Consider the following 24,671-nt stretch of genomic DNA (forward strand, 5'->3'; position numbering starts at 1 on the left):
AACATTTAAGACAAAAACTGGGGAGATTTCTATTTAAATGGACTTACATTTCTTATATGGTTAATTAAATTATTTGTTTTCAATAATACTTATCGCATAACCTCCTCCAGGAGCAGATAACTGAGATAATTTTGATTTGTTTGTTACAGCAATTTTCTTGATAGTATAAGCTTGCGGATTAGTTTTGTAATGCGCATCTTTTGCATCAGCATAAATTGTTGCCGTGTATTTTTTACCTTTTTCAAGGAAATTGAAATCGATGTTTGAAGTACGAGGCGTTTCTCCGTTTACGTTTCCAACAAACCAGTTGTTTGTTCCTTTTGCTTTACGTGCGACTGTGATAAAATCTCCAGGTTCAGCCTCGATATATTTACTTTCAGACCAATCTACAGCTACATCTTTAATGAATTGGAATGCATCTGGAAAACGATTGTAGTTCTCTGGAGTGTCAGCTGCCATTTGCAATGGACTGTACATTGTAACGTATAAAGCCAATTGATTACAAATTGTACTGTTTACATGAGATGTGTTTTCAGGATTCATTTTGCTGATATCCATTTCGAAGATCCCAGGCGTGTAATCCATTGGACCTCCAATTAAACGTGTAAAAGGTAAAACCGTAACATGATTTGGTTTAGAACCTCCAAAAGCTTGATATTCTGTTCCTCTTGCAGCTTCGTTTCCAATTAAGTTTGGATACGTTCTTGCAATTCCTGTTGGGCGAACTGCTTCGTGAGCGTTCACCATAATTTTATAATCTGCTGCTTTTTCGATTGCGTATTGGTAATGGTTTACAATCCATTGGCTGTAGTGGTTTTCACCGCGAGGTAAAATATCTCCAACATAACCGCTTTTTACAGCATCGTATCCGTTATCGTTCATGAATTTGTAAGCTGCATCCATATGGCGCTCATAGTTACGAACAGAACCTGAAGTTTCGTGGTGCATGATGATTTTTACACCTTTAGATTTTGCGTATTCGTGCAGACCTTTTACATCAAAATCTGGGTAAGGTGTTAAGAAATCAAAAACATAATCTTTAGAGTGCCCAAACCAGTCTTCCCAGCCTTCGTTCCAACCTTCAACCAAAACAGCATCGAAACCATTTGCAGCAGCAAAATCAATGTATTTTTTTACGTTAGCGTTGTTTGCTCCGTGTGTTCCGTTTGGTTTTGCTTTTGCAAAATCAGTAACGCCCAATTGTACTGTTGGATAATCATTAGTGTATGACCAAGAGCTTTTTCCTGTAATCATTTCCCACCAAACACCAACGTATTTTACTGGTTTAATCCAAGAAGTATTTTCAATTTTTGAAGGATCATTTAAATTATACGTCATTTTTGAAGCTAAGATTTCTCTAGCGTCATCGCTTACAATAATCGTTCTCCATGGTGAATGATTTGGCGCTTGCATATGACCTTTGTCACCTTTTGCATCTGGAGTTAACCAAGATTCGAAAACTAGGTTTTTATCGTCTAAATTCAAGTGCATACAAGAATAGTCAATCAAAGCAGCTTCGTGCAAATTAATGTAAATTCCATCATTAGTTTTTAACATCAAAGAAGTCTGAACTCCTGTTGGCGAAAAAGATCTTTGAGAAACGTTTGCTGTATATGCTTTTTGAGATAAACCTCTAATTTCAGATAATTTCGATTTTGTATAATCGTATTCCTGAGTATCATAATCTCCTGGAATCCAGAAAGCCGTATGATCTCCAGTCATTGCAAATTGAGTTCTTTCTTCTTTAATTACAAAATAAGTTAGATTCTTTTGCGCTGGGAATTCATATCTAAATCCTAAACCGTCATCGAATAAACGGAAACGAATTACGATTTGTCTGTCTGTTCCTTTTTGATTTAAAGTAACAGCCAATTCGTTATAATGATTTCTGATGTGATCTACTTCTCCCCAAACTGGTTTCCAAGTCTCATCAAAAGTTGCAGTTTTAGTATCAACAACAGTAAAATCGTTTAATAAAGATTTTTTATCATCTTTAAGTTCAAGACCCAATTTACTGGTTTTTACAACTTCTTTGTTTTTGTATTTTAAATTGTACGTTGGAGTTCCGTCGTTTTGAAGAGAAAATTCCATTACGAACTTGCCTTCGGGTGATTTTAATTGCTGCGCTGTTGCAACGGTGCTAAACGCAAACAAAATTAAACTTGCGAAAAATAAGTTTTTCATGTTTTTTGATTTTTAGAGTATTGTAATTTAATTTATTTGTACAAATTTACTTGCAATTACAGGATTTCCGTTAACTACAATTGTTAAATCTTGATCGCCGTCTACAGTAAATGTTGTTTCGTTATGATTTACAGCTACTTTTAAAATTTGATTTCTGAAATTGATTTTAAAAGAGTAACCTTTCCATTCTTTTGGGATTTTTGGAGAGAAATGCAATTGGTCATTTTTCACACGCATTCCGCCAAAACCTTCTACAATGCTCATCCAAGTTCCCGCCATCGATGTGATGTGACAGCCTTCTTCGACTTCTTTATTATAATCATCCAAATCCAAACGAGAAGTTCTTAAATAAAACGTATATGCCATATCCATTTTATCTAAAGCTGCAGCCTGAATCGAGTGGACACACGGGGAAAGCGAACTTTCGTGAACCGTAAATGACTCGTAGAATTCAAAGTTGCGTTTTAATTCTTCTTTAGAGAAATGATCTTCGAAGAAATAGAAACCTTGTAAAACATCGGCTTGTTTAATATATGGTGAACGTAAAACACGATCCCAAGACCATTTTTGGTTAATAGGACGCTGTGATTTATCTAAATCTTTTACTGGAACTAAATCTTTGTCTAAGAAACCGTCTTGCTGTAAATAAATTCCAAGTTCTTCTGAAATTGGGAAATACATGTCATCGGCCACTTTTTTCCATTCCTGAATTTCTTCTGCCGAAAGGCTTACTTTTTCTAAAATGCGCTTGTGATCTGCAGGATATTCTGAAGCTACTTTTTCAATTTGTTCTGCAGCAAAATCAATACACCATTTTGCAATATAATTGGTGTAGAAATTATTGTTGATGTTGTTTTCGTATTCGTTTGGTCCTGTAACACCAAGAATTACGTATTGGTTTTTATCTTTAGAAAAAGAAGCTCTTTGGTGCCAGAAACGTGCAATCCCGATTAAAACTTCTAATCCTTTTTCTGGAATATAAGAGTAATCTCCAGTATAACGGTTATAGTTGTAAATCGCAAAAGCAATCGCCCCATTTCTATGGATTTCCTCGTGTGTGATTTCCCATTCGTTGTGGCATTCTTCACCATTCATGGTAACCATTGGGTACAATGCAGCACCGTTTTTGAAACCTAAATTATCTTGAGCGTTTTCAATTGCTTTGTCTAATTGGTTGTAACGATACGTCAATAAGTTTCGAGCAACCTGCTGATCTTTTGTAGCCATGTAAAACGGAATACAATAAGCTTCAGTGTCCCAATAAGTTGATCCACCGTATTTTTCTCCCGTAAAACCTTTTGGTCCAATATTCAAACGAGAATCTTTTCCTGAATAAGTTTGGTTTAATTGAAAGATATTGAAACGAATTCCCTGCTGTGCTTTTACATCGCCTTCAATCGTAATATCTGACATTTCCCAGATTTTTGCCCAAGCCTCAATTTGATTTTGAAGTAAAGCATCGTATCCTGAATTAACAGCAGTTTTTATTACTTTTTCGGCTGCAGCCAAAGTATTTTCGTGGTTCAAAGAAACGGTATAACCTCCGATTTTTTGAATTGCTGAGGTTTGTCCTTTTGCAATAATAGTTCCGTAAGTATATTGAACTTTGTCTGCAGTTGAATCGATTGTAGAAGGCGAAACGTGAATATCTTCATCATTTGCCAAAATCGTATTGTGCATGAAAGTTGTCACTTTAAAATGCGTTTTAAAAGTCTGCGCTGTTACAAAAGCTTCGTTTGTGCCTTTTTTAACTTCAAGCGGTTCCCAGAATTTTTCTTCCCAGTTCGCATCTTCATTGGCTACACCAGCATCAACGTAAGGTTTGTAAACGATTTTTGCATCTTTGTTTAAAGGCGTGATTTCATATTTTATAATTCCCGCTTCATCTAAATCTAATGAAAGAAAACGACGAACATTTACGGCAATTTCAGTTCCGTTTTTTAGAACAGCTTCAAAAGAACGATTGTACCATCCTTCTTTCATATTCAGTTCTCTTTGGAAATTTCTAACTTCAGTACAATTATTTAAATCAAGATTTTCTTCGTTGATTTCAACGTCAATTCCAATCCAGTTTGGAGCGTTTAGTACTTTGGCAAAATATTTCGGGTAACCGTTTTTCCACCAGCCCACTTTTGTTTTGTCTGGATAATAGATTCCAGCGATGTAACTTCCTTGAAAAGTTTCTGCTGAATAGGTTTCTTCAAAATTGGCGCGTTGTCCCATTGCGCCGTTTCCGATACTGAAAAGACTTTCAGACGATTTTACTCTTTCGGCATCAAATCCTTCTTCTATAATTGACCAATTATCTGGTTTTATATAATCTTGGTTCATTTTTTCTTAATTTGATAATTCGTTAATTAGACAATTAGATAATGCATGTTTGCAGCAATTATCTAATTATCAAATTGGCACATTTTCTAATTGATTAATTTTTCTATAAAGCTTGTTTCGATTTGGGTAAAATCTTTAAAAATATAGTCAGCTTCATGTAAAATTGTTTCCTCACCAATTCCCACGCTTACCATTTCGCCTATGTTTGCTGCCTGAATTCCGGCAACAGAATCTTCAAATACAATTGAATCTTTTGGATCAATATTTAACAATTGAGCCGCTTTTAAGAAAACTTCCGGATCTGGTTTTGCATTGGTAACATCGTTACCGTCAACAATAACATCGAAATACGAAAGAATTCCAGTTTTTTCAAGAATTGGTCGGGCATTTTTACTCGCAGAACCCAATGCAATTCCTTGGTTTTTATCTTTTAATAGTTTTAGAATTTTAGCAACTCCTGGAAGAATCTCGCTTTCGTCCATGTCAACTAAATAGGATAAATAATCTTCGTTTTTTTGAATTAACCATTTGTCTTTGTCTTCCTGAGAAGCCTGAACATTACCTAATCCAAGTATAATGTCTAACGAACGAACGCGGCTCACGCCTTTTAAAAGTTCGTTGTCTTCATGTGTAAAATTTATATTTAATGATTGGGCAATTTTCTGCCATGCTAAAAAATGGTATTTAGCGGTATCAACGATCACTCCGTCAAGATCGAATATGAAGGCTTTTTTATTATTATTCATGAATTTCAATTTTAGTTCTGCTATTTACTCTAAGTGTAAGTAATCCGGCAAAAATCATAGATACACCTCCAATTATTAAGGCGTAAATAGGTTCGTTATGAAAGAATTGTTTGATTACAAATCCTAATATGGTAGCGGCTACAATTTGTGGTATTACTACAAAAAAGTTAAAAACTCCCATGTAATAACCCATTTTTGCTGCTGGTAAAGCACCAGATAACATTGCATAAGGCATTGATAAAATACTTGCCCATGCAATTCCAACTCCTAACATGGGCAGGATTAGCATTTGCTTATCACCAATAAAATAAATTGAAATTAAACCAACACCTCCTGCGCATAATGCCAATAAATGTGTTGCTCTAACGCCTACTTTTTTTGCAATGATTGGTAATAAGAAAGCTACTGCAGCAGCAATTCCGTTATAAACTGTAAATAACACAGAAACCCAGTCAGCAGCATCGTTGTAAACTTTTGAAGTCGTGTCTGTCGTACCAAAAATGTGTTGTGTAACAGCTTGTGTTGTGTAAATCCACATAGAGAAAAGCGCAAACCAAGAGAAAAATTGTACCCAGGCTAATTTTTGCATTGTTTTTGGCATATTCAATAAATCGGTCATGATTATGGTAAAGCCATTTTGAACTTTTTTAGTTCGTAATTGTGATGCAATTACAAATAAAACACCCATAAAAATTAGTCCGATAAATAAAATATACAATTCTTTTGCCAGGCTGTTTTCAAAAATTAGAAATGAAATTAATCCGCCAATACCGGCAAAGACTAATCCTAAAAGCAATTGTTTTTTTGTAGAAACTCCAGATTCTGTTTCTGGATTAGAAAGATTTTGAGAATCTTTTTTACTAGTAGCTTCAAATGCATGAAGTTCTTCAGGCGTGTATTCAGTTGTTTTAAAAACAGTCCATAGAACAGAAAGCAGAAAAACAATTCCGCCAATGTAGAAAGACCATTTTACAGCATCTGGAATAATTCCTTTAGGGGCAACATTGCTGACATCAAAAACATTTGTAAAAAGATAGGGTAAAACAGAACCTACAACAGCACCTGTTCCAATAAAAAAACTCTGCATTACAAAACCTAATGCACGTTGATGGTCGGGTAAATTATCGCCAACAAAGGCGCGAAAAGGTTCCATTGAAACATTTATCGAAGCATCCATTATCCATAAAGTTCCTGCCGCAATCCATAAAGTAGGAGAGTTGGGCATAATGAATAATGCGATTGAAGACAAAATGGCTCCAATTAAAAAATAGGGGCGGCGTCTTCCTAAACGAGTCCAGGTTCTATCACTGAAATAACCAATAACGGGCTGAATAATTAAACCTGAAACAGGCGCAGCAATCCACAAAATTGGGATTTCGTCTATTTTAGCACCAAGGGTTTCAAAAATTCTAGAAGTATTTGCGTTTTGCAGTGCAAAACCAAACTGTATTCCCAAGAAACCGAAACTCATGTTCCAAATTTCCCAGAAACTTAATTTACGCTTTTCCATTATCGTAATTTGTGAAAAATTATACGATAAGCGCTTTGCTTATCAAAACTTACTGTTTTTTTCGAAGTAAAAGTAAAAGCCTTGACGGGCGTAAAAGTATTAATTATTTTTTTATTTATGCTAATAAAAAAGCCATAAATATTTTTTATGGCTTTAGAATGTGTTGATTTTAAGAAAATTAGTCAGTAGATTCTCTTTTTATTAAATGTGTTTCTATAACTTCTGTTGTATAGTTTTCGTTTTCTTCTTCGTCATCATCATGTTCAGCTTCGAGTCGTTCAATAAGCATTTTAGCCGCTTTATTTCCCATTTTTTCCCCACTCTGACTTACGGTTGTAATACTTGGAGTAGAATATTTGGAGATGATTCCGTCCGTAAAAGCAATTACAGCTAAATCTTCCGGAACTTTTAATCCCATTTTTGATGCAGTTTTGATAATGGTTACCGCAAAAAGTTCATTTACAGCAAAAACAGCATCAAAAGCTCTGTCGTGTAAAAGCTGACTAATAGTGATTTCGCAGGTATCAACATCTTCAATTTTTATGATTAAATCTTCGTTGAAAGGAATTCCGTTGTCTAAAAGTGCTTTTTCGTAACCATCAGTTCTTAGTTTTCCGACACTCACATAGTCAACAGTTGTTACTAAGGCTATTTTTTTTCGTCCGTTATCAATTAAACTCTGAACAGCTTCATAAGCCGCCGCTTTATCATCAATAATTACTTTATCGCATAAAATATCATTAGTAACGCGGTCGAACATTACAACCGGCATCCCTTGGTTAATGACTTCTGTAATGTGATGAAAATCACCTTTATATTGTGTTTCTTTAGAAAGAGACATGATGAAACCGTCGATACTTCCGTTGGCTAACATTTCCATATTTAAAACCTCCTTATCAAAAGAATCATCAGATAAACAAATGACAACACTATAACCATTTTCGTTCGCAACCTGCTCAATTCCATTAATTACAGTAGAGAAAAAGTAGTGTACAATTTCGGGTATAATGATGCCAATACTTTTGGTTTTTCGGTTCTTTAAACTAAGAGCAATATTGTTGGGTTTATAGTTATAAAACTTTGCAAAAGCCTGCACTTTTAAGCGCGTTTCTTCACCAATTTCAAGACTGTTTCTAAGTGATTTTGAGACAGTTGAAATGGATACATCAAGTTCCTTTGCAATCTGTTTTAGGGTTATTTTGCGTTTCATGGCGTAAAGTGAAAAAAATCTAATTAATAATAAAGGTATCTGAAAATTTTATAATTGACAATTTTTGACTGAAAAGATTACAAAATATAGAAAGTTTTCAACACTACCACGTTTTCGTAACTCAATAAAAGTTGTCTCTGGTTGAGCATGTTAATAAATTCATAATTTTGAAATTCGAAGTAAAATTAAAAACTTAACTAACAGTCAAAAACTCAAAACTAATTTAAACAAAAAGTATGAAAACAATTTACAAAAAGTTGTTATTTTTATTCCTTCTGCTTCCGTTTACTGTGTTAGCTCAAAGCACATTAACAGGAACAGTAACTGATCTTGCCACGGGTCAGCCAATACCAGGAGTAAATGTGAATGTACAAGGTGCCGCAGGAGGTACTTCTACAGATTTTGATGGTAAATTTCAATTACCGAATCTAAAAAATGGAGACAAAATTATAGTTTCATTTATTGGATACAAAACATCGACTATTGTGTTTAATGGTCAAAAAAACTTAGCTGTATCTCTAGAAGAAGATACAAATCAACTTAAAGAAGTTGTAGTACAGGTAGGTTACGGAACTGTTAAGAAAAAAGATGCAACAGGTTCTGTTTCTCAAATCTCTGCGAAAGAATTTAATAAAGGTATTAACGTAACTCCAGAGAGTTTAATTAGTGGTCGTATTTCGGGTGTAAATGTCACAGGAGGAGGGGCGCCAGGTGCAAAAGCAGATATTAGAATTCGTGGAGGATCTTCTTTAAATGCATCAAATGAACCATTAATAGTTTTAGACGGACTTCCGTTAAGCAATGCAGTTCCAAGTGGAGCAACAAGTATTTTATCTACAATTGATCCAAATGATATTGAATCATTTACAGTATTGAAAGATGCTTCTGCTGCTGCAATTTACGGTTCTCGTGCTGCAAATGGTGTAATTGTTATTACTACCAAAAAAGGATCAAAAGGAGCTGTTAAAGTAAATTTCAGTTCTCAAGTTGGTATTAATACAGTAGCGAATACTGTTGATGTAATGAGTGCAGATCAATTCCGCGAATTGGTAAATACAAAAGGAACTCCTGCTCAACAAGCTTTATTAGGAAATGCTAATACAAATTGGCAAAATGAAATTTTTCATACAGCACTTACAACAAACAACAATATCTCTGTAAGCGGGTCTTTATTTAATAAATTGCCTGTACGTTTATCTGTTGGAAATGTTGATAATCCTGGAATCCTAAGAAACACTTCTTTTGAAAGAACTACGACATCGATATCGTTAAATCCAGTTTTATTTGATAATCATTTAAAAATTGATATTAGCGGAAACTTATCTTTCGGGAAAAATCAATTTCAAGACGAAGGAGCTGTTATTGGAAGTGCAATCGGATTTGATCCAACGCAGCCAGTATACCAAGCTGGATCTCGTTATGGAGGTTATTTCGAATGGTTAGAGCCAACTGGAAACTTACCATTATTACCAGCAAGAAACCCTGTTGCTAGATTAAATCAAGATGATAGAAGAGCAACTTCTACAAGAAAATGGGGAAATGTTAGATTAGACTACAAATTCCATTTCTTCGAAGATTTAAGAGCTGTTGTTGAAGCAGGTATCGATAGATTTGATAGCAGCGGATATACAGAAGTAAGTACTCAAAGTGCTTTAGGATATCAGCCAAAACCTTTTAATGGTCCAGATTATGTGAATCTAGGAAACTACAGCAGTTATACTGATGCACTTCAAAATAAAAACTTAAATGCTTATTTTAATTATACTAAAGATTTAGGGAAATTTAAAATTGATGCAACTGCGGGTTATAACTATCAGTTGTTTCAAAAAGAAAAATACCAATCAGGAGAAACTAGACAGCCAAATCCAAATGAGGATGTAATTACTGATCCAGATATCAATCTTCAGTCTTATTTCGGTCGTTTGAATTTAGGTTATGACAGTAGATATTTGCTAACTCTTAACTACAGAAGAGACGGAACATCTCGTTTTTCAGAAGCTAATAGATGGGGTAATTTTGGAGGAGCTGCTTTTGCTTGGAATTTATCTGAGGAAGCTTTCTTAAAAGATAATGCTACTGTTTCTACTTTAAAATTAAGAGTTGGTTACGGTACAACTGGTCAGCAAGATATATCTGCACAGTATGATTATTTAAGAAGAGTAACTCTTGGAACAATCAACTCTCAGTATATTTTTGGTAACACAATTTATGCAACTGCAAGACCAGAAGGATATAATGAAAATATTAAATGGGAAGAATTAGCTGAGACTAATATTGGTATTGATTACGGATTCTTCAACGACAGAATTACTGGATCGATAAATTATTTCAATAAAAAATCAACAGATTTATTAGCTGAAATTGCAGTTCCAGATGGAGCAAACATTAGAAATCAAGGTTTCTTTAATATAGGAAGCGTTGATACAAAAGGTATCGAGTTCAGTATTGCTTCTGACATTATTAAAACAGATAATTTGACTTGGAATGTAGCTTTCAATACTACTTATATTCATCAAGAAATTGCTAACTTAGGAATTACAGTTCCGGGTTTCCAAGGTTACTTAACTGGAGATAATATCGCTGGTGGTAATGGAAACAAAATTCAAATAAATTCTGTTGGATATGCTCCAAACTCATTCTTTGTTTACGAACAATTATACGATGCAAATAAACGACCAATTGCTGGTGCGTATGTAGATAGAAATGGAGATGGGAAAATTGATACTGGAGATCGTTATAGATTTCATAAAACAGCACCAGATTATACTTTCGGATTGTTTTCTACTTTAAACTACAAAAAGTTTGATTTTACAATGAACTGGAGAGCGAGTTTAGGGAACCGTATTTTTGATAACGTAAGTTCTAACTTAGGATATTCTGATGCTGGTTTAAGAAGACAAACAGATTTATCGAATGTAAGTTCAGATTACTATAACACTGGTTTTACATTTGAAGATAATGGTACACAACGTTATTTATCAGACTATTTTATAAAAGACGCTTCTTTTATTAAACTTGATAATGTTACGCTTGGATATACTTTTGATAAAACAATTATAAAAGCAGCTTCATTAAGATTCACTGCTGGTGTGCAGAATGTTTTTATCCTTACAAAGTATAATGGTTTAGATCCTGAGAAATTCAATGGAATTGATAATAATGTTTATCCGAGAGCAAGAACATTCTTGTTTGGTGTGAATGCAAGCTTCTAATAGGAAAATCATAATTTAAAAAATTAATAAAATGAAAATATCATTTAAATATATATCTTATTTTTTCCTACTTATGTTAGGATTAAGTATGACGCTTACCTCATGTACTGACGACTTAAATGTTACGCCAGGAGATGATGATGAATTTTTATCAGAGACATTTTTTCAAGATCCAGCATCATACAAACAAGTATTAGCAAAATTATATGCTGGATTATATGTAGGAGGTAATGATGGAGATGGTTCTGCAGATATTGCTGGACTTGGTGGAGATTTTAGTAGTTACTTAAGGTTACTTTTTGTAACTCAGGAATTTACGACAGATGAGGCAATTATTGCTTGGGCAGATGGAACGTTACCAACATTAAACTCTCAAACATGGTCTCCGTCTAACGAGTTTTTAGAAGGAACTTTTTCAAGAGCTTTCTATCATATTAGTGTAGCAAATGAGTTTTTAAGACAAACTACTGATGAGAAATTAACAGCTAGAGGTGTTGACGCTGGGTTAAAAGCTGAAATCGCTACTTTTAGAGCAGAAGCTCGTTTTTTAAGAGCGTTCTCTTATTACAACTTAATGGATTTATTCGGAAATGTGCCAATCACTACAGAAAATGATCCTGTTGGATTCTTTTATCCAGTACAAAAAACGAGAGCAGAAGTTTTTGCATTTGTTGAGTCAGAGTTGAAAGATTTAGATAGCAGTTTAGCAGCTTCTAAAACAAATGAATACGGAAGAGTTGATAAAACTGCAGCTAAATTTTTATTGGCTCAAATTTATTTAAATGCTAAAGTATACACAGGAACTGCTAGAAATGATGAAGCTGCTACATTATGCAACGAAATCATTACTAGTTCTGGTTACACATTTGCAAATATTCCTTACGGATATTTGTTTTCTGCAGATAACAACACAAATGGTGCTCAAAACGAAGTTATTTTCCCAATTGTAGGTGATGGTAATGCAATTAGAGCTACTGGAGGTGGAATGAGTTTTATCATGCACGCTTCAATTGGAGGTAGTATGGATGCTGCTTCTAGAGGTATGGATGGAGGATGGCAAGGTATCAGAACTCGTAGAGAGTTTGTGAACCTTTTCCCAGACGAAACTGCAACTGGAGATAAAAGAGGAACATTCTACACGAATGGACAATCAAAAGACATTAAAAATGTTGGAACTTTTACAGATGGTTATGCTGTAACGAAGTATATCAACAAAAAAGCTGATGGATCTGCAGCACAAAGAAATGATATTCCAGATATTGATTTTCCAATGTTCAGATTGACTGACGCTTATTTAATGTATGCTGAAGCAACTTTAAGAGGAGCTACAACAGGAAATGCTGCGACTGCTTTAGTATATATCAATCAAATTAGAAGTAGAGCTGGGGCTCAAGCTATAACAGCACCTCAATTAACTCTTGATTTTATTTTAGATGAAAGAGGAAGAGAGTTGTTCTGGGAATGTCACAGAAGAACAGACTTAATTCGTTTTGGAAAATTTACTGGAGGTTCTAAAATCTGGCAATGGAAAGGTGGTTCTATTAATGGAAGTGCAACTGATTCATACAGAGATTTAATGCCTATTCCTGCAAGAAACATTCAGGCAAATCCAACATTAAAACAAAATCCAGGATACTAAACTAATCTTATAACTAAAAATAAACAAAATGAAAAATCTATATAAAGTATTAATCGCATTCGTTGGTGTATTAGCAGTTTCTTGTAACGCAGACGACGTAGAAAACAGACCAGTAATTGAAGCATCAACAGCTCCAGTTTTATTAACACCAAAATCTGATTTTAGTATTGTTCTTTCTAAAGACACAGAAAATCAAGTGGCTACAACAGTAGTTTGGAATGATGCACAATATAACGGGTCTCAAACGGTTGTAAATTATACCATTGAAGTTGCAAAAGCAGGAACAAGTTTTGCTACTCCTGTAGTAGTTTCTAATACGACTGAAAGGTTTAAAACACTTACAGTTTCGGAGTTAAATTCAGCATTAGTAAATGGAGGATTTGTTGAGAAAGAAGAAAACAAAATTGATATTCGTATTAAATCTGTTGTAGGTGCTTCAGGTATTCCACAATATTCAAATTTTTACACTATTACAGCTACTCCATACCACGTGCCATTAGCTAGTTCTCACTGGTTAGTTGGAGCTGCAACTCCAGGAGGATGGACATGGGCAGGTGATGCTGAAACAGAATTCCCATTAGTAGTAGGTACAACAAATGTTTACAAAGTAACTATCGTTCTTAAAAGCGGAGAAGCTTTTAGAGAATTCTTAGGAAACAACTTTACAAGTGATGGAAACTGGGATGCAAGTCATAACTATACTTACTATTCAGGTTTAGGTTATACTATTGATGATGAATTAGTAAATGCAGGAGATGGTGACAGTAACTTTAAATATACTGGACCAACTGGATCAAGAGTTTTAACTATTGACAATGGTGCGAAAAAAATAACATTAGACTAGTTTTTAATGTGATTCACAAAAAGGGCTATCTCGAGATAGCCCTTTTTTAATCAAACTATCTAACCGGCAAACCAATATAATTATGAAAAGAATTCTACTATTATTTTTTTTATTGCTGACTGCATTTTCATTTGCACAGATACAGACAGCAACTTACTCTATAACTCCTTCAACTTTTGAAGATACTACACCTATTACGATTACAATTAACGGGAGCAGTATTAATGAATCTACTTGGGCAGTTACAGGAAATGCGCTTTACCTTTGGTCATGGTCGTATGATGTGAACGATACAAATCAAATGGATTCTCCGTCTAACGGATCTTGGACATCTTCAAATGAAGCAGCTAAATTTACTTATAATGCAGGAACCGATACTTATACCAAAACATTTACCCCATCTGTATATTTTAATAGAAACGGAATCGGAAGAATCGGTTTTCTAATTAAAGCAAAAGACGGAAGCGGCACGAAACAATCTCAAGATATTGTTGTCGAGGTTGGATCTTTTCAAGTTTCTCTGTCTTCCCCAATAGAAAATAGTACTACAATTATTAATTCTGGGTCTAACTTTGCTATTACCGCAACAAATACAGGAGGAGCTGCAAATTATACTTTAAAATCAAACGGAGTAACGATCAATACTAATACAAGTACATCAAGTTATTCTTATTCGCACACCAATATAACAAGTAATCAAAGCTACGAATTGATTGTTGTTCAAGGTGCTACTACAATTTCAAAGAAATTCTCAGTAGTTGTAAACCCAAATACTGTTTCGCAAGCTATGCCGGCTGGATTAGTAGACGGAATTAATTATAATATTTCTGATGCAACAAAAGCCACTTTAGTTTTAGATGCACCATTGAAGGACTTTGTTTACGTCGCAGGAAGTTTTAATAATTGGCAGCCAACATCAGCTTATGCAATGAAAAAAGATCCAAGTTCAGGTAAATTTTGGCTTGAATTAACTGGATTAGTTTCTGGTGTAAATAATACCTATCAATATTGGGTTGTAGATGCAACGCCGCTTGCAAATTCGCCAGCAATGGTTAAAACGGCAGACCCTTATTCTACTTTGGTTTTGTCACCTTATGATGATGCTTCGATTCCTGTGGCAAAATACCCAAATATGCCAGTTTATCCTGCGGGACAAAATTTTGAGGTTACAGTTTTAAAAACGGGTCAGACTCCTTATAATTGGCAGGTTACTAATTTTGTAAAACCAGAAAAAGAAAAATTAGTGGTTTATGAAGTTTTAGTGCGTGATTTTGATGCGAACAGAAGTTATCAGAGTTTAATAGATCGAATAGATTATTTTAAAAATCTAAAAGTTAATGCTATTGAATTAATGCCGGTAATGGAATTTGAAGGCAACGAAAGCTGGGGTTATAATACTTCATTTCACATGGCTTTAGATAAATTCTATGGAACGTCAGACAAATTAAAAGAGTTTATCGATTTATGCCATCAAAACGGAATTGCTGTAATTCTAGATGTTGCGCTAAACCACGCTTTTGGAAGAAATCCGATGGTAAGAATGTGGATGAATGACCCAGACGGGGATGGTTTTGGTTCGCCAACTGCCGAAAATCCATATTTTAATACGGTTGCAAAGCATAGCTATAGTGTTGGAGAAGATTTTAATCATCAATCTCTAAAAACTCAAAATTATGTCAATCGTGTTATTAAACAATGGATTGAAGAATACAAAATTGACGGTTTCCGCTGGGACTTAACTAAAGGATTTACCCAAGCTTGTACGGCAGCAGATGAAAGTTGTACAAACGCTTATCAACAGGATAGAGTAGATATTCTAAAAAAATATGCAGATTATTCATGGAGTTTAGATCCAACACATTATACCATTTTTGAACATTTAGGAAGCGATATTGAAGAAAGAGAATGGGCAAATTATAAAATTACTGAAACGCCAAGCAAAGGAGTTATGATGTGGGGAAAAATGACTAATCCTTATAATCAATTGTCAATGGGTTACGCTTCAGATAGTAATATTTCAAGAATGACTAGTGTGAGTCGTGGTTTTAATGCGAATCGTTTAATGGGTTATGCTGAAAGTCATGATGAAGAACGTCTAATGTACAAAAATGTACAATATGGAGCTGTTAATGGAACTTATAACGTAAAAACATTAAATACAGCATTGTCAAGAATGTCTGCGATTGGAGCAGTTTCATTATTAGTTCCAGGGCCAAAAATGATTTGGCACTTTGGAGAATTAGGAATGGATGATTCTATTTTCAGTTGCAATAACGGAACCGTAAATGATGATTCAGGAACAATTCCCGGCGATTGTAAATTAGATACAAAACCACAGCCTCAATGGACAGAAAATTGGATCGGAGATTCTAATCGTAATAAAATTTATAACGATTGGGCTAAAATGATTACGCTTAAAACCGTAGAACCTGTTTTTTTAGGTACTCCCACAATGACAAATGCGAACTCTTTGTTGATTAATATCAAAATTGAAAATTCAGCTCTGACTGCAGCGGAATTAAAAAATGTTTTGATTTTGGCCAATTTCGATACCACGGCACAAAATGTTGCAACAGGTTTTCCGTATCCGGGAACTTGGTATAATTTAATGGATAATACAACTATTAATGTAACCGATGTAAATGCGCCAATCAATCTGCCTCCAGGAGACTATCGAATTTATGGTAACAAAACAGCAAACTTAGCGATTGATGATTTTGAAAAAGGCAATATGGTGAGTCTATATCCTAATCCAGTTTCAGATTATTTCACTTTAAATAGTTCTTTTAAAAAAGTTCAGGTTTATTCCGTTTCAGGACAATTAGTTAAAAGCTTTACTTCAAATAATAATGCTGATTTTCAATTTGGCGTAAGCGAATTACAAACAGGATTATATCTCGTAAAAGCTTCTGATGAAAATCATAAAACTCAAGTAATGAAGTTTATTAAAAAATAAACGTTGAAAATATATTTTACAGATTAAGAATTTGGTTAGGTTAGTGAGGAAAAAGGGCTGTTCTACATAATGTAGACAGCCCTTTTCTATTTTTGATTGTGATGTTTATTTCTTCTTATTATATTCTCCGATCAGAGAATAATAACCAAATGTACCCAGGCCCATGACAATCAGCGGTGTCAATATAAATAAGATAATTACACCAAATACTAAATCGTCTTGCTGGTCTGAAAGCAGTTTAGGTAAACCAAATTCAAACACACAGAAATAAGCTGCTGCAGCTGCTAAAGCAATCCATAAAGCCCCTAAAACTTGTTTAATCGCATTCATTTTTTTAAATTTTAAAGGTGAGTAGTTTTGTTTTTGTTGTCAATATATATCATTCCAATTACAAAGCAGATTCCTGCAATTACAATAGGATACCATAATCCGTCTAGATAATAATCTGGTTTTCCGGCCGATTTGGCGTGAGTTACAAAATAAGTAGAAATAGCAGGGAGTAATCCTCCAAATATTCCGTTTCCAACATGGTAAGGAAGCGACATAGAAGTATATCTGATTTTAGTTGGAAACATTTCGACTAAAAATGCGGCAATTGGACCATAAACCATTGTTACAAATAATACTTGAATAAAAACTAAGAAAATTAAAGTCCATTTATCTCTTGAATTAATTGTTATTGAAACACTAGTTTGTACATCCTTTTTCTCCATGTACGTTTTTTTCTCCAAGACGGTTGTGCCATCTGTGTATTTTTTTTCTGTTGTAACAATAGAACTTCCGTTATCTTTTGTTTCAGTAGTTTCTGTCGGGTTTTCTACAATTTCGGTTTTTTGGTTTATATCTGTTGTATCGTACATCATCTTATAAATAGGTCTATAAGACAATATGGCAATCAGCATTCCGAACATCATAATATATTTACGCCCAATCTTATCGCTCAGCCATCCAAAAATAATAAAAAAAGGAGTTCCAATTAAGAGTGCAATACCTAATAATTCATCTACTTGCGAAGAGTCAACATTCATAACCGTTTTCATAAAACTCATGGCATAAAATTGTCCTGTGTACCAAACAACGCCTTGTCCCATTGTTGCTCCAAACAAAGCCAGTAAAACGAACTTCATATTATATCTGTTTCCAAAACTTTCTTTTAACGGATTTGTACTAGTCGTTCCTTCTTTTTTAGCTTTCGCAAAAACAGGCGATTCATCCATATTTTTTCTGATGAGATACGAAACGCCAACCATAGCAATAGAAACCCAGAAAGGAACACGCCATCCCCATAAATCGAAATCTTCTGGAGAAAGAATACTCTTGGTTGCTAAAATAACCATTAAAGAAATAAATAAACCGACAGTCGCAGTGGTCTGAATCCAAGAAGTCCAATAACCTTTTTGACCAGCTGGAGCATGTTCTGCTACATAAGTTGCTGCTCCGCCATATTCACCTCCAAGAGCTAATCCTTGTAATAATCTCAGAATTAGAACTAATAATGGTGCGAAAAAACCAATCGTTTCGTAACTCGGAATACATCCTATTAAAAAAGTAGATCCGCCCATTAATAATAAGGTCGCCATAAAAGTATATTTCCGACCAATAATATCTCCCAGTCTTCCAAAAAATAAAGCACCAAAAGGACGGACTACAAATCCGGCTGCAAAAGTGGCTAAAGTAGATAAAAATGCTGCGGTCGGATTATCACTGGGAAAGAACTTGGTTGAAATAACAACGGCTAAACTGCCGAAAATATAGAAGTCATACCATTCAATCATGGTGCCCATAGAAGAGGCTGAAATTACTTTCCAAATGCCCTTAGTAGAAGTTTCGCTCATAAAACTGCTTTGAGATCTTATTAGTAAATGAATGTTAAAAATATAGCTTTACGAATATAGAAGTTATTTTTTTATTCAGTCAATACTTTTTTAACAAAAACTGTTAATTTGTTGACTTATTGGATTAACCGCAAAGTTTAGAAAGAAAAAACGCAAAGGTTCGCAAAGTTTTTTTGAATTGACTTCAGCTTTAGCTGGAGTTGCATAAAATCAAGCGGAATGACTTTTTTTGAAACAAAAGAAAATTTGAAGAGGTTTTTAATCGCAAAGACTCAAAAAAAAATACAAAGGTTCGCAAAGTTTAATTTTAAAACTTTGCGAACCTTTGCGTAAATCTTAGCGCACTTTGCGGTAAAAAAAACAGAAAAGTATAGAAAAACAGAAAACCCGAATATTTCTATTCGGGTTTTGTGGTACCTCCAGTCCCGAGGCTTCGGGAGAACCAGGGACACATATTTAGTTTCTTTTGGATAAAATATCTTTTAAAATTGACGGATCATTAATTATTTTATCATTAAAGGTTTTGCTTTTCATTCTTTTAATAAAGCGTTCCAAGTAAAGAGCTTCGTCTCTGTCATTACAATTAAAAGTCAAAACGATTTCCCAGTCATTGGCAATCTTGGTAAAGGAATTTGAATAAGAGTGATTATTGTGTTTTATTACTCTTTCGTTTATGTTATTGGTTTCGCCGATGTAAAATTTTTGAGATGATTTTGAATAGAGAATATAGAGATAATGCATTTGAATGAGTATTAAAAAACAAAAAACCCGAATATTTCTATTCGGGTTTTGTGGTACCTCCAGTCCCGAGGCTTCGGGAGAACCAGGGACACATATTTAGTTTCTTTTGGATAAAATATCTTTTAAAATTGACGGATCATTAATTATTTTATCATTAAAGGTTTTGCTTTTCATTCTTTTAATAAAGCGTTCCAAGTAAAGAGCTTCGTCTCTGTCATTACAATTAAAAGTCAAAACGATTTCCCAGTCATTGGCAATCTTGGTAAAGGAATTTGAATAAGAGTGATTATTGTGTTTTATTACTCTTTCGTTTATGTTATTGGTTTCGCCGATGTAAAATTTTTGAGATGATTTTGAATAGAGAATATAGAGATAATGCATTTGAATGAGTATTAAAAAACAAAAAACCCGAATATTTCTATTCGGGTTTTGTGGTACCTCCAGTCCCGAGGCTTCGGGAGAACCAGGGACACATATTTAGTTTCTTTTGGATAAAATATCTTTTAAAATTGACGGATCATTAATTATTTTATCATTAAAGGTTTTGCTTTTCATTCTTTTAATAAAGCGTTCCAAGTAAAGAGCTTCGTCTCTGTCAGTACAATTAAAAGTTAAAACGATTTCCCAGTCATTGGCAATCTTGGTAAAGGAATTTGAATAAGAGTGATTATTGTGTTTTATTACTCTTTCGTTTATGTTATTGGTTTCGCCGATGTAAAATTTTTGAGATGATTTTGAATAGAGAATATAGAGATAATGCATTGAATGAGTATTAAAAAGCAAAAAACCCGAATATTTCTATTCGGGTTTTGTGGTACCTCCAGTCCCGAGGCTTTGGGAGAACCAGGGACACATATTTAGTTTCTTTTGGATAAAATATCTTTTAAAATTGACGGATCATTAATTATTTTATCATTAAAGGTTTTGCTTTTCATTCTTTTAATAAAGCGTTCCAAGTAAAGAGCTTCGTCTCTGTCAGTACAATTAAAAGTTAAAACGATTTCCCAGTCATTGGCAATCTTGGTAAAGGAATTTGAATAAGAGTGATTATTGTGTTTTATTACTCTTTCGTTTATGTTATTGGTTTCGCCGATGTAAAATTTTTGAGATGATTTTGAATAGAGAATATAGAGATAATGCATTGAATGAGTATTAAAAAGCAAAAAACCCGAATATTTCTATTCGGGTTTTGTGGTACCTCCAGGGATCGAACCAGGGACACATGGATTTTCAGTCCATTGCTCTACCATCTGAGCTAAGGTACCGTTGTGCGGTTAATGCGGGTGCAAAGATAGAATCATTTTCCGTTTATCCAAAACATTTTAAAAAAAAAATCAATTCGTATCTTCGCAGAAACAAAAAGTAAAAATGATTTTAACTGTTGATGTCGGAAACACCAGAATTAAAGCATCTGTATTTGAGGGAAATACTGCTCTGGAGAATTTTATTTTTGAGAAAAATGAACTGGAAGAAAAAATTGAAAAAATTTTAAAAAAATTTCCAAACTGCTCCGATTTGGTTGTTGCATCAGTAGGAAGTATCAAAAAACAATCCTTTTTAACTTTCGAAAATCAATTAAAAGTTCATTTTTTTACACACGAAGATGTATTTCCTTTTCATAATAAATACGCAACACCAAAAACATTAGGAATAGATCGAATGATTTTGGCTGCGGGAGCAACTTTAAAATTCCCCAAACAAAATAGATTGGTTATTGATGCGGGAACATGCATAACCTACGATTTTATCGACGAAAATGATAATTATTTAGGAGGAGCCATTTCTCCGGGTCTTCGCCTGCGTTATGAATCACTGCATAATTTTACGGCCAGACTGCCGTTACTTACATTAGAAAACCCTGAATCATATATAGGAAACTCAACGGCACAAGCCATACATTCTGGTGTTGTCAATGGTTTCGTCTATGAGATTGACGGTTTTATCGATGATTATCGCAGAGAGTTTTCAAATTTTATCATAATTTTAACGGGAGGCGATGCAGATTTTTTGGCTAAACGATTAAAAAATACCATATTTGCCAATTCAAATTTCCTTCTGGAGAGTTTGAACCAAACATATCAATATAAAATCGACAATGATTAAAAAAGTATTAATAAGCGCTTGTTTGCTTATATCGTTCGTTTCATTTGCTCAACAAGGTACTGCTTCGCCTTATTCTTTTTTCGGAATAGGAGATGTAAGATTCAAGGGAACTCTTGAAAATAGATCTATGGCTGGCGTTGCAGTGGAGCAAGATACGATTCACTTAAATTTAGATAATCCTGCAAGTTATGCCAGTTTAATACAAACTACGTTTACCGTTGGGGGAACTTTTGCGACTTCTAATTTAAAAACAAGTACGCAATCTGAAAAAGCACAACGTAGTACTTTTGATTATTTAGCATTAGGAATTCCTATGGGAAAATTTGGTGCTTCTTTTGGTTTGATCCCAGTAACTTCGGTAGGATATAAAATTTTGAATAGTTCTCCGACAGAAGGAGATGTTAATTCACAGCTTGACGGAAAAGGAGGGGTAAACAAAGTTTATTTCGGATTAGGATATAAAATTATCCAAAATTGGAATATTGGTATAGATGCCCAATACAATTTTGGAAAAATTACAACAACAAGTGTAGAAGGTATTTCTGGTGTGCAAAATGGAACAGCAGAAGTAAATACATCTGAATTATCAGGTATGGCTTTTAGCTTAGGAACGATGTATCAAAGAAAAGTGTACAAAAAGGTTAGTATATTTTCTAGTTTGAGTTATTCATTTGCCAGTAATCTAAGTTCAGATAATACAAGAGTAATTTCAGTACAAGGTGACCCTGATCCTTATATATATCCTGCAACTTCAACAAAATTAAAACTTCCAAATAAATTAAGCATTGGTTTAGGAATCGGTGAAGCAAGAAAATGGCTTGTAGGTGCAAATATGACTTTTCAAGGAGATGGACAGTTAGCAAATTATTACAATTCAGCTCAAAATGTAAGCTATGAAAGTTATTCTAAATATGCTCTAGGAGGATATTATCTTCCTAATTATAATTCGTTTACAAGTTATATGAGTAGAATTACCTATAGAGCTGGTTTGAAATATGAAAAAATTGGTTTGATTGTAAACAACGAATCAATTAAAGATGTCGGCATGACATTAGGAGCTGGAATTCCGATTCCAGGATCTTATTCAAATTTGAATTTCGGAATTGAATTTGGTAAAAGAGGTACAGTTTCTTCTAATTTAGTTCAAGAAAATTACGTGAATTTTAGTTTAAGTTTCTCTTTCAACGACAAATGGTTCGTGAAGAGTAAATTCCAATAAACATAATATTTATCTTTTCTAAGCTCATTACAATTTATTACATTTGGCGAATGAATTTACCAAAGAGATATAGTCTGCTAGTTGTCACAGTTTTTGCTGTGACACTATTTTTTGGGTGCGAAAGTAATTTTAAAGATGTTCAGAAAATTAACTTCTCAGAGTTTGTTCCGGCAAGTGATGCAGATACAGTTAATATAAAATATACAGATTCTGGACGTATTTCAGGTATTTTAATAAGTCCTAAAATGCTGGATTATTCGAATCTTGATTTTCCTTTCACAGAATTTCCTAAAGGATTAGATGTTACTTTATATGACAAAAAGCAAAAGCGTACCTTTATAAGAGGAAATTATGCGGTTTCGTATAAAAATACAGGGATTATTGATTTGATAGGAAAAGTAAAAATCACCTCTGAAGCTGGACAGGTTTTGGAAACGGAGCAATTGTACTTCGATCAGAAAAATGAATGGTTTTATACCGAAAGAAAATTTAAACTTACCGATAAAAAAGGAGTTTCTCACGGTCAGGGAATAGATTTTAGTAAAGATTTTAAAGTGATTAATTCGCAGCGAATAAGCGGCGAAATTGAATCTGAAGAATAAAAATATATCATGGGTTATTTAAAATATACACAATTTATCTATATCGCATTTGCACTTTTTTTTGCTTATGATGGTATAATGAAACTAAACGAAGGAGATGAAAGTTATCCCTTCTACTTTGTAATCGCAGGAATGGCTATTTTTATGTTTTTCTTTAGAAGAAGGTTTCTTAATAAATACGATAACCGTAACAAAAAACAATAAAAATGGAAATTAGTATTATAATAATATGTTTAATACTAGCAGCCTTTTTCTCTGGAATGGAAATCGCGTTTATTTCCTCCAACAAAATTTACCTCGAAATAGAAAAGAAACAAGACGATTTCTTGTCTCGAATCTTAACTAAACTTACCGAAAATCCATCCAAATTTATTGCGGCCATGCTTATTGGCAACAATGTCGCTTTGGTTGTTTATGGCTTTTTTATGGGCGATCTGATTTTGAATTGGATGGCGCATTTTGGTCTTGTTTTTTCGGATTGGTGGAATGTTCTTGTTCAAACTCTGCTTGCCACATTTGTGGTTCTGTTAACTTCAGAATTTTTCCCTAAAGTATTTTTTCAGATTTATGCGAATTCTTTAATTAAGATTCTCGCTCTTCCGGCCTATTTATTTTACCGATTATTTTATTACATTTCAACTTTCTTTATTTGGATTGCAGATTTTGTGCTGAGTAAATTTTTTAAAACAGAAGGAAATCAGATTCAATTATTTAGCAGGATTGAACTTGGAAATTATATTACAGAACAAATGAGCACGGTTGAAGAAGATGAAGAAGTAGATTCTGAAATTCAGATTTTTCAAAATGCTCTGGAGTTTTCAGGTGTAAAAGCACGCGATATAATGACACCTAGAACAGAAATTGTAGACATAGATTTGTTTGATACAGTTGATGACCTTAAAGCGTTATTTGTCGAAACAGGATATTCTAAAATTATCATTAGCCAGAATTCTTTAGACGATATAGTGGGTTATGTGCATTCGTTTGATTTATTCAAAAAACCAGCGACAATAAAATCGGTTTTGATGACAGTTGAGTTTGTTCCTGAAACAATTTTAATAAAAGATGTTTTGACTTTATTGATTAAAAAACGTAAAAATGTCGCAGTTGTCTTAGATGAATATGGCGGAACTTCTGGAATAATTACAATTGAAGATATTGTCGAAGAACTTTTTGGTGAAATTGAAGATGAACATGATTTAGATGAAGAATTAATTGAAGAAGAAATAGGCGAAGGCAAGTATTTGTTTTCGACAAGATTAGATGTTGAATATTTAAATGAAACCTATAAATTGATGATTCCTGAGGAAGATTCTTATGGAACTTTAGGAGGTTTTATTGTAAATCATACAAAAGAAATCCCACAAAAAGGAGATAAAATTGTAATAGATAAGTACCATTTTTTTATAAAAGAGGCGTCAAATAAGAAAATAGAACTAGTCAAATTGACAATTAAAGATTGATTTTTTAAATTATTAAAAAAAAATGTGTAAAATAAAACGCTAGTTGTATTGTTATTAACTAGATAATTGTATTTTC

General features: G+C 33.7%; 19 protein-coding genes and 1 tRNA gene. 8 read left to right on the forward strand and 12 right to left on the reverse strand.

The window, feature by feature from the left end:
• Positions 1-69: 69 nt before the first annotated feature.
• The 5 genes from QMG60_RS06380 to QMG60_RS06400 form a co-directional block, all read right to left on the reverse strand.
• Complete coding sequence (locus tag QMG60_RS06380) at positions 70-2,184, reverse strand: glycoside hydrolase family 97 protein (protein ID WP_281867249.1); 2,115 nt, start codon at positions 2,182-2,184, stop codon at positions 70-72.
• A 27-nt stretch (positions 2,185-2,211) separates the two neighbouring features.
• A complete protein-coding gene (locus tag QMG60_RS06385) occupies positions 2,212-4,515 on the reverse strand; it encodes a glycoside hydrolase family 65 protein (RefSeq protein WP_281867250.1) in 2,304 nt (767 codons plus the stop codon).
• A gap of 86 nt (positions 4,516-4,601) precedes the next feature.
• Positions 4,602-5,261, reverse strand: a complete 660-nt coding sequence (gene pgmB / locus QMG60_RS06390) for a beta-phosphoglucomutase (protein WP_281867251.1) — start codon at positions 5,259-5,261, stop codon at positions 4,602-4,604.
• The gene (locus tag QMG60_RS06395) at positions 5,254-6,771 is read right to left on the reverse strand and encodes an MFS transporter (RefSeq protein ID WP_281867252.1); all 1,518 of its coding nucleotides are present in this window, start codon (positions 6,769-6,771) and stop codon (positions 5,254-5,256) included. The genes pgmB and QMG60_RS06395 overlap by 8 nt, the downstream gene beginning before the upstream one ends.
• 178 nt (positions 6,772-6,949) lie before the next feature.
• Positions 6,950-7,981 carry a LacI family DNA-binding transcriptional regulator gene (locus tag QMG60_RS06400; protein WP_057115950.1) on the reverse strand — a complete coding sequence of 344 codons (1,032 nt, stop codon included), beginning with the start codon at positions 7,979-7,981 and terminating at the stop codon, positions 6,950-6,952.
• 236 nt (positions 7,982-8,217) lie between these two features.
• On the opposite strand from QMG60_RS06400, the gene QMG60_RS06405 reads away from it, so the two are divergent.
• The 4 genes from QMG60_RS06405 to QMG60_RS06420 all read left to right on the forward strand — a co-directional run bounded on the left by QMG60_RS06405 (position 8,218) and on the right by QMG60_RS06420 (position 16,632).
• Positions 8,218-11,193 carry a TonB-dependent receptor gene (locus QMG60_RS06405; RefSeq protein WP_281867253.1) on the forward strand — a complete coding sequence of 992 codons (2,976 nt, stop codon included), beginning with the start codon at positions 8,218-8,220 and terminating at the stop codon, positions 11,191-11,193.
• A gap of 31 nt (positions 11,194-11,224) precedes the next feature.
• A complete protein-coding gene (locus tag QMG60_RS06410) occupies positions 11,225-12,832 on the forward strand; it encodes a RagB/SusD family nutrient uptake outer membrane protein (RefSeq protein ID WP_134139131.1) in 1,608 nt (535 codons plus the stop codon).
• Positions 12,833-12,860: 28 nt separating this feature from the next.
• The gene (locus QMG60_RS06415) at positions 12,861-13,676 is read left to right on the forward strand and encodes a SusE domain-containing protein (RefSeq protein ID WP_134139132.1); all 816 of its coding nucleotides are present in this window, start codon (positions 12,861-12,863) and stop codon (positions 13,674-13,676) included.
• Positions 13,677-13,758: 82 nt separating this feature from the next.
• On the forward strand, positions 13,759-16,632 hold the full coding sequence (locus tag QMG60_RS06420; protein WP_281867254.1) for an alpha-amylase family glycosyl hydrolase: 2,874 nt from the start codon (positions 13,759-13,761) through the stop codon (positions 16,630-16,632).
• Positions 16,633-16,737: 105 nt separating this feature from the next.
• Here QMG60_RS06420 and QMG60_RS06425 read toward each other — a convergent pair whose 3' ends face one another.
• The 7 genes from QMG60_RS06425 to QMG60_RS06455 all read right to left on the reverse strand — a co-directional run bounded on the left by QMG60_RS06425 (position 16,738) and on the right by QMG60_RS06455 (position 20,473).
• Complete coding sequence (locus QMG60_RS06425) at positions 16,738-16,962, reverse strand: DUF6814 family protein (protein WP_057115955.1); 225 nt, start codon at positions 16,960-16,962, stop codon at positions 16,738-16,740.
• A gap of 11 nt (positions 16,963-16,973) precedes the next feature.
• Positions 16,974-18,467: an MFS transporter gene (locus QMG60_RS06430; protein WP_281867255.1), complete on the reverse strand. Its 1,494-nt coding sequence runs from the start codon at positions 18,465-18,467 to the stop codon at positions 16,974-16,976.
• A gap of 456 nt (positions 18,468-18,923) precedes the next feature.
• On the reverse strand, positions 18,924-19,208 hold the full coding sequence (locus QMG60_RS06435; RefSeq protein WP_134139139.1) for a GIY-YIG nuclease family protein: 285 nt from the start codon (positions 19,206-19,208) through the stop codon (positions 18,924-18,926).
• A 96-nt stretch (positions 19,209-19,304) separates the two neighbouring features.
• A complete protein-coding gene (locus QMG60_RS06440) occupies positions 19,305-19,589 on the reverse strand; it encodes a GIY-YIG nuclease family protein (RefSeq protein ID WP_134139139.1) in 285 nt (94 codons plus the stop codon).
• A gap of 96 nt (positions 19,590-19,685) precedes the next feature.
• A complete protein-coding gene (locus tag QMG60_RS06445) occupies positions 19,686-19,970 on the reverse strand; it encodes a GIY-YIG nuclease family protein (protein ID WP_134139137.1) in 285 nt (94 codons plus the stop codon).
• A gap of 95 nt (positions 19,971-20,065) precedes the next feature.
• The gene (locus QMG60_RS06450; protein WP_134139137.1) at positions 20,066-20,350 is read right to left on the reverse strand and encodes a GIY-YIG nuclease family protein; all 285 of its coding nucleotides are present in this window, start codon (positions 20,348-20,350) and stop codon (positions 20,066-20,068) included.
• 50 nt (positions 20,351-20,400) lie between these two features.
• A tRNA-Phe gene (locus QMG60_RS06455) sits at positions 20,401-20,473 on the reverse strand.
• Positions 20,474-20,576: 103 nt separating this feature from the next.
• Between QMG60_RS06455 and QMG60_RS06460 the strand changes: the two genes are divergently transcribed.
• From QMG60_RS06460 to QMG60_RS06475, 4 genes are all read left to right on the forward strand, one after another.
• On the forward strand, positions 20,577-21,311 hold the full coding sequence (locus QMG60_RS06460; RefSeq protein ID WP_281867256.1) for a type III pantothenate kinase: 735 nt from the start codon (positions 20,577-20,579) through the stop codon (positions 21,309-21,311).
• Positions 21,304-22,530 carry a hypothetical protein gene (locus QMG60_RS06465; RefSeq protein ID WP_281867257.1) on the forward strand — a complete coding sequence of 409 codons (1,227 nt, stop codon included), beginning with the start codon at positions 21,304-21,306 and terminating at the stop codon, positions 22,528-22,530. Before QMG60_RS06460 ends, QMG60_RS06465 begins: the two co-directional genes overlap by 8 nt.
• A gap of 50 nt (positions 22,531-22,580) precedes the next feature.
• Positions 22,581-23,132, forward strand: coding sequence for an LPS export ABC transporter periplasmic protein LptC (gene lptC, locus QMG60_RS06470; protein WP_057117648.1), 552 nt, complete (start codon positions 22,581-22,583; stop codon positions 23,130-23,132).
• 206 nt (positions 23,133-23,338) lie between these two features.
• Complete coding sequence (locus tag QMG60_RS06475; RefSeq protein ID WP_057117646.1) at positions 23,339-24,595, forward strand: hemolysin family protein; 1,257 nt, start codon at positions 23,339-23,341, stop codon at positions 24,593-24,595.
• Positions 24,596-24,671: the final 76 nt, after the last annotated feature.

Origin of the sequence: Flavobacterium sp. GSB-24, assembly GCF_027924665.1 — a bacterium.
Lineage (GTDB): Bacteria > Bacteroidota > Bacteroidia > Flavobacteriales > Flavobacteriaceae > Flavobacterium.

Coding starts and splice junctions, on each gene's coding strand:
- QMG60_RS06435 (WP_134139139.1), bottom strand. CDS start 19,208: ATGCATTATCTCTATATTCTCTATTCAAAATCATCTCAAAAATTTTAC.
- QMG60_RS06475 (WP_057117646.1), top strand. CDS start 23,339: ATGGAAATTAGTATTATAATAATATGTTTAATACTAGCAGCCTTTTTC.
- QMG60_RS06440 (WP_134139139.1), bottom strand. CDS start 19,589: ATGCATTATCTCTATATTCTCTATTCAAAATCATCTCAAAAATTTTAC.
- QMG60_RS06450 (WP_134139137.1), bottom strand. CDS start 20,350: ATGCATTATCTCTATATTCTCTATTCAAAATCATCTCAAAAATTTTAC.
- lptC (WP_057117648.1), top strand. CDS start 22,581: ATGAATTTACCAAAGAGATATAGTCTGCTAGTTGTCACAGTTTTTGCT.
- QMG60_RS06420 (WP_281867254.1), top strand. CDS start 13,759: ATGAAAAGAATTCTACTATTATTTTTTTTATTGCTGACTGCATTTTCA.
- QMG60_RS06445 (WP_134139137.1), bottom strand. CDS start 19,970: ATGCATTATCTCTATATTCTCTATTCAAAATCATCTCAAAAATTTTAC.
- QMG60_RS06460 (WP_281867256.1), top strand. CDS start 20,577: ATGATTTTAACTGTTGATGTCGGAAACACCAGAATTAAAGCATCTGTA.
- QMG60_RS06385 (WP_281867250.1), bottom strand. CDS start 4,515: ATGAACCAAGATTATATAAAACCAGATAATTGGTCAATTATAGAAGAA.
- QMG60_RS06425 (WP_057115955.1), bottom strand. CDS start 16,962: ATGAATGCGATTAAACAAGTTTTAGGGGCTTTATGGATTGCTTTAGCA.
- QMG60_RS06430 (WP_281867255.1), bottom strand. CDS start 18,467: ATGAGCGAAACTTCTACTAAGGGCATTTGGAAAGTAATTTCAGCCTCT.
- pgmB (WP_281867251.1), bottom strand. CDS start 5,261: ATGAATAATAATAAAAAAGCCTTCATATTCGATCTTGACGGAGTGATC.
- QMG60_RS06405 (WP_281867253.1), top strand. CDS start 8,218: ATGAAAACAATTTACAAAAAGTTGTTATTTTTATTCCTTCTGCTTCCG.
- QMG60_RS06395 (WP_281867252.1), bottom strand. CDS start 6,771: ATGGAAAAGCGTAAATTAAGTTTCTGGGAAATTTGGAACATGAGTTTC.
- QMG60_RS06380 (WP_281867249.1), bottom strand. CDS start 2,184: ATGAAAAACTTATTTTTCGCAAGTTTAATTTTGTTTGCGTTTAGCACC.
- QMG60_RS06400 (WP_057115950.1), bottom strand. CDS start 7,981: ATGAAACGCAAAATAACCCTAAAACAGATTGCAAAGGAACTTGATGTA.
- QMG60_RS06415 (WP_134139132.1), top strand. CDS start 12,861: ATGAAAAATCTATATAAAGTATTAATCGCATTCGTTGGTGTATTAGCA.
- QMG60_RS06465 (WP_281867257.1), top strand. CDS start 21,304: ATGATTAAAAAAGTATTAATAAGCGCTTGTTTGCTTATATCGTTCGTT.
- QMG60_RS06410 (WP_134139131.1), top strand. CDS start 11,225: ATGAAAATATCATTTAAATATATATCTTATTTTTTCCTACTTATGTTA.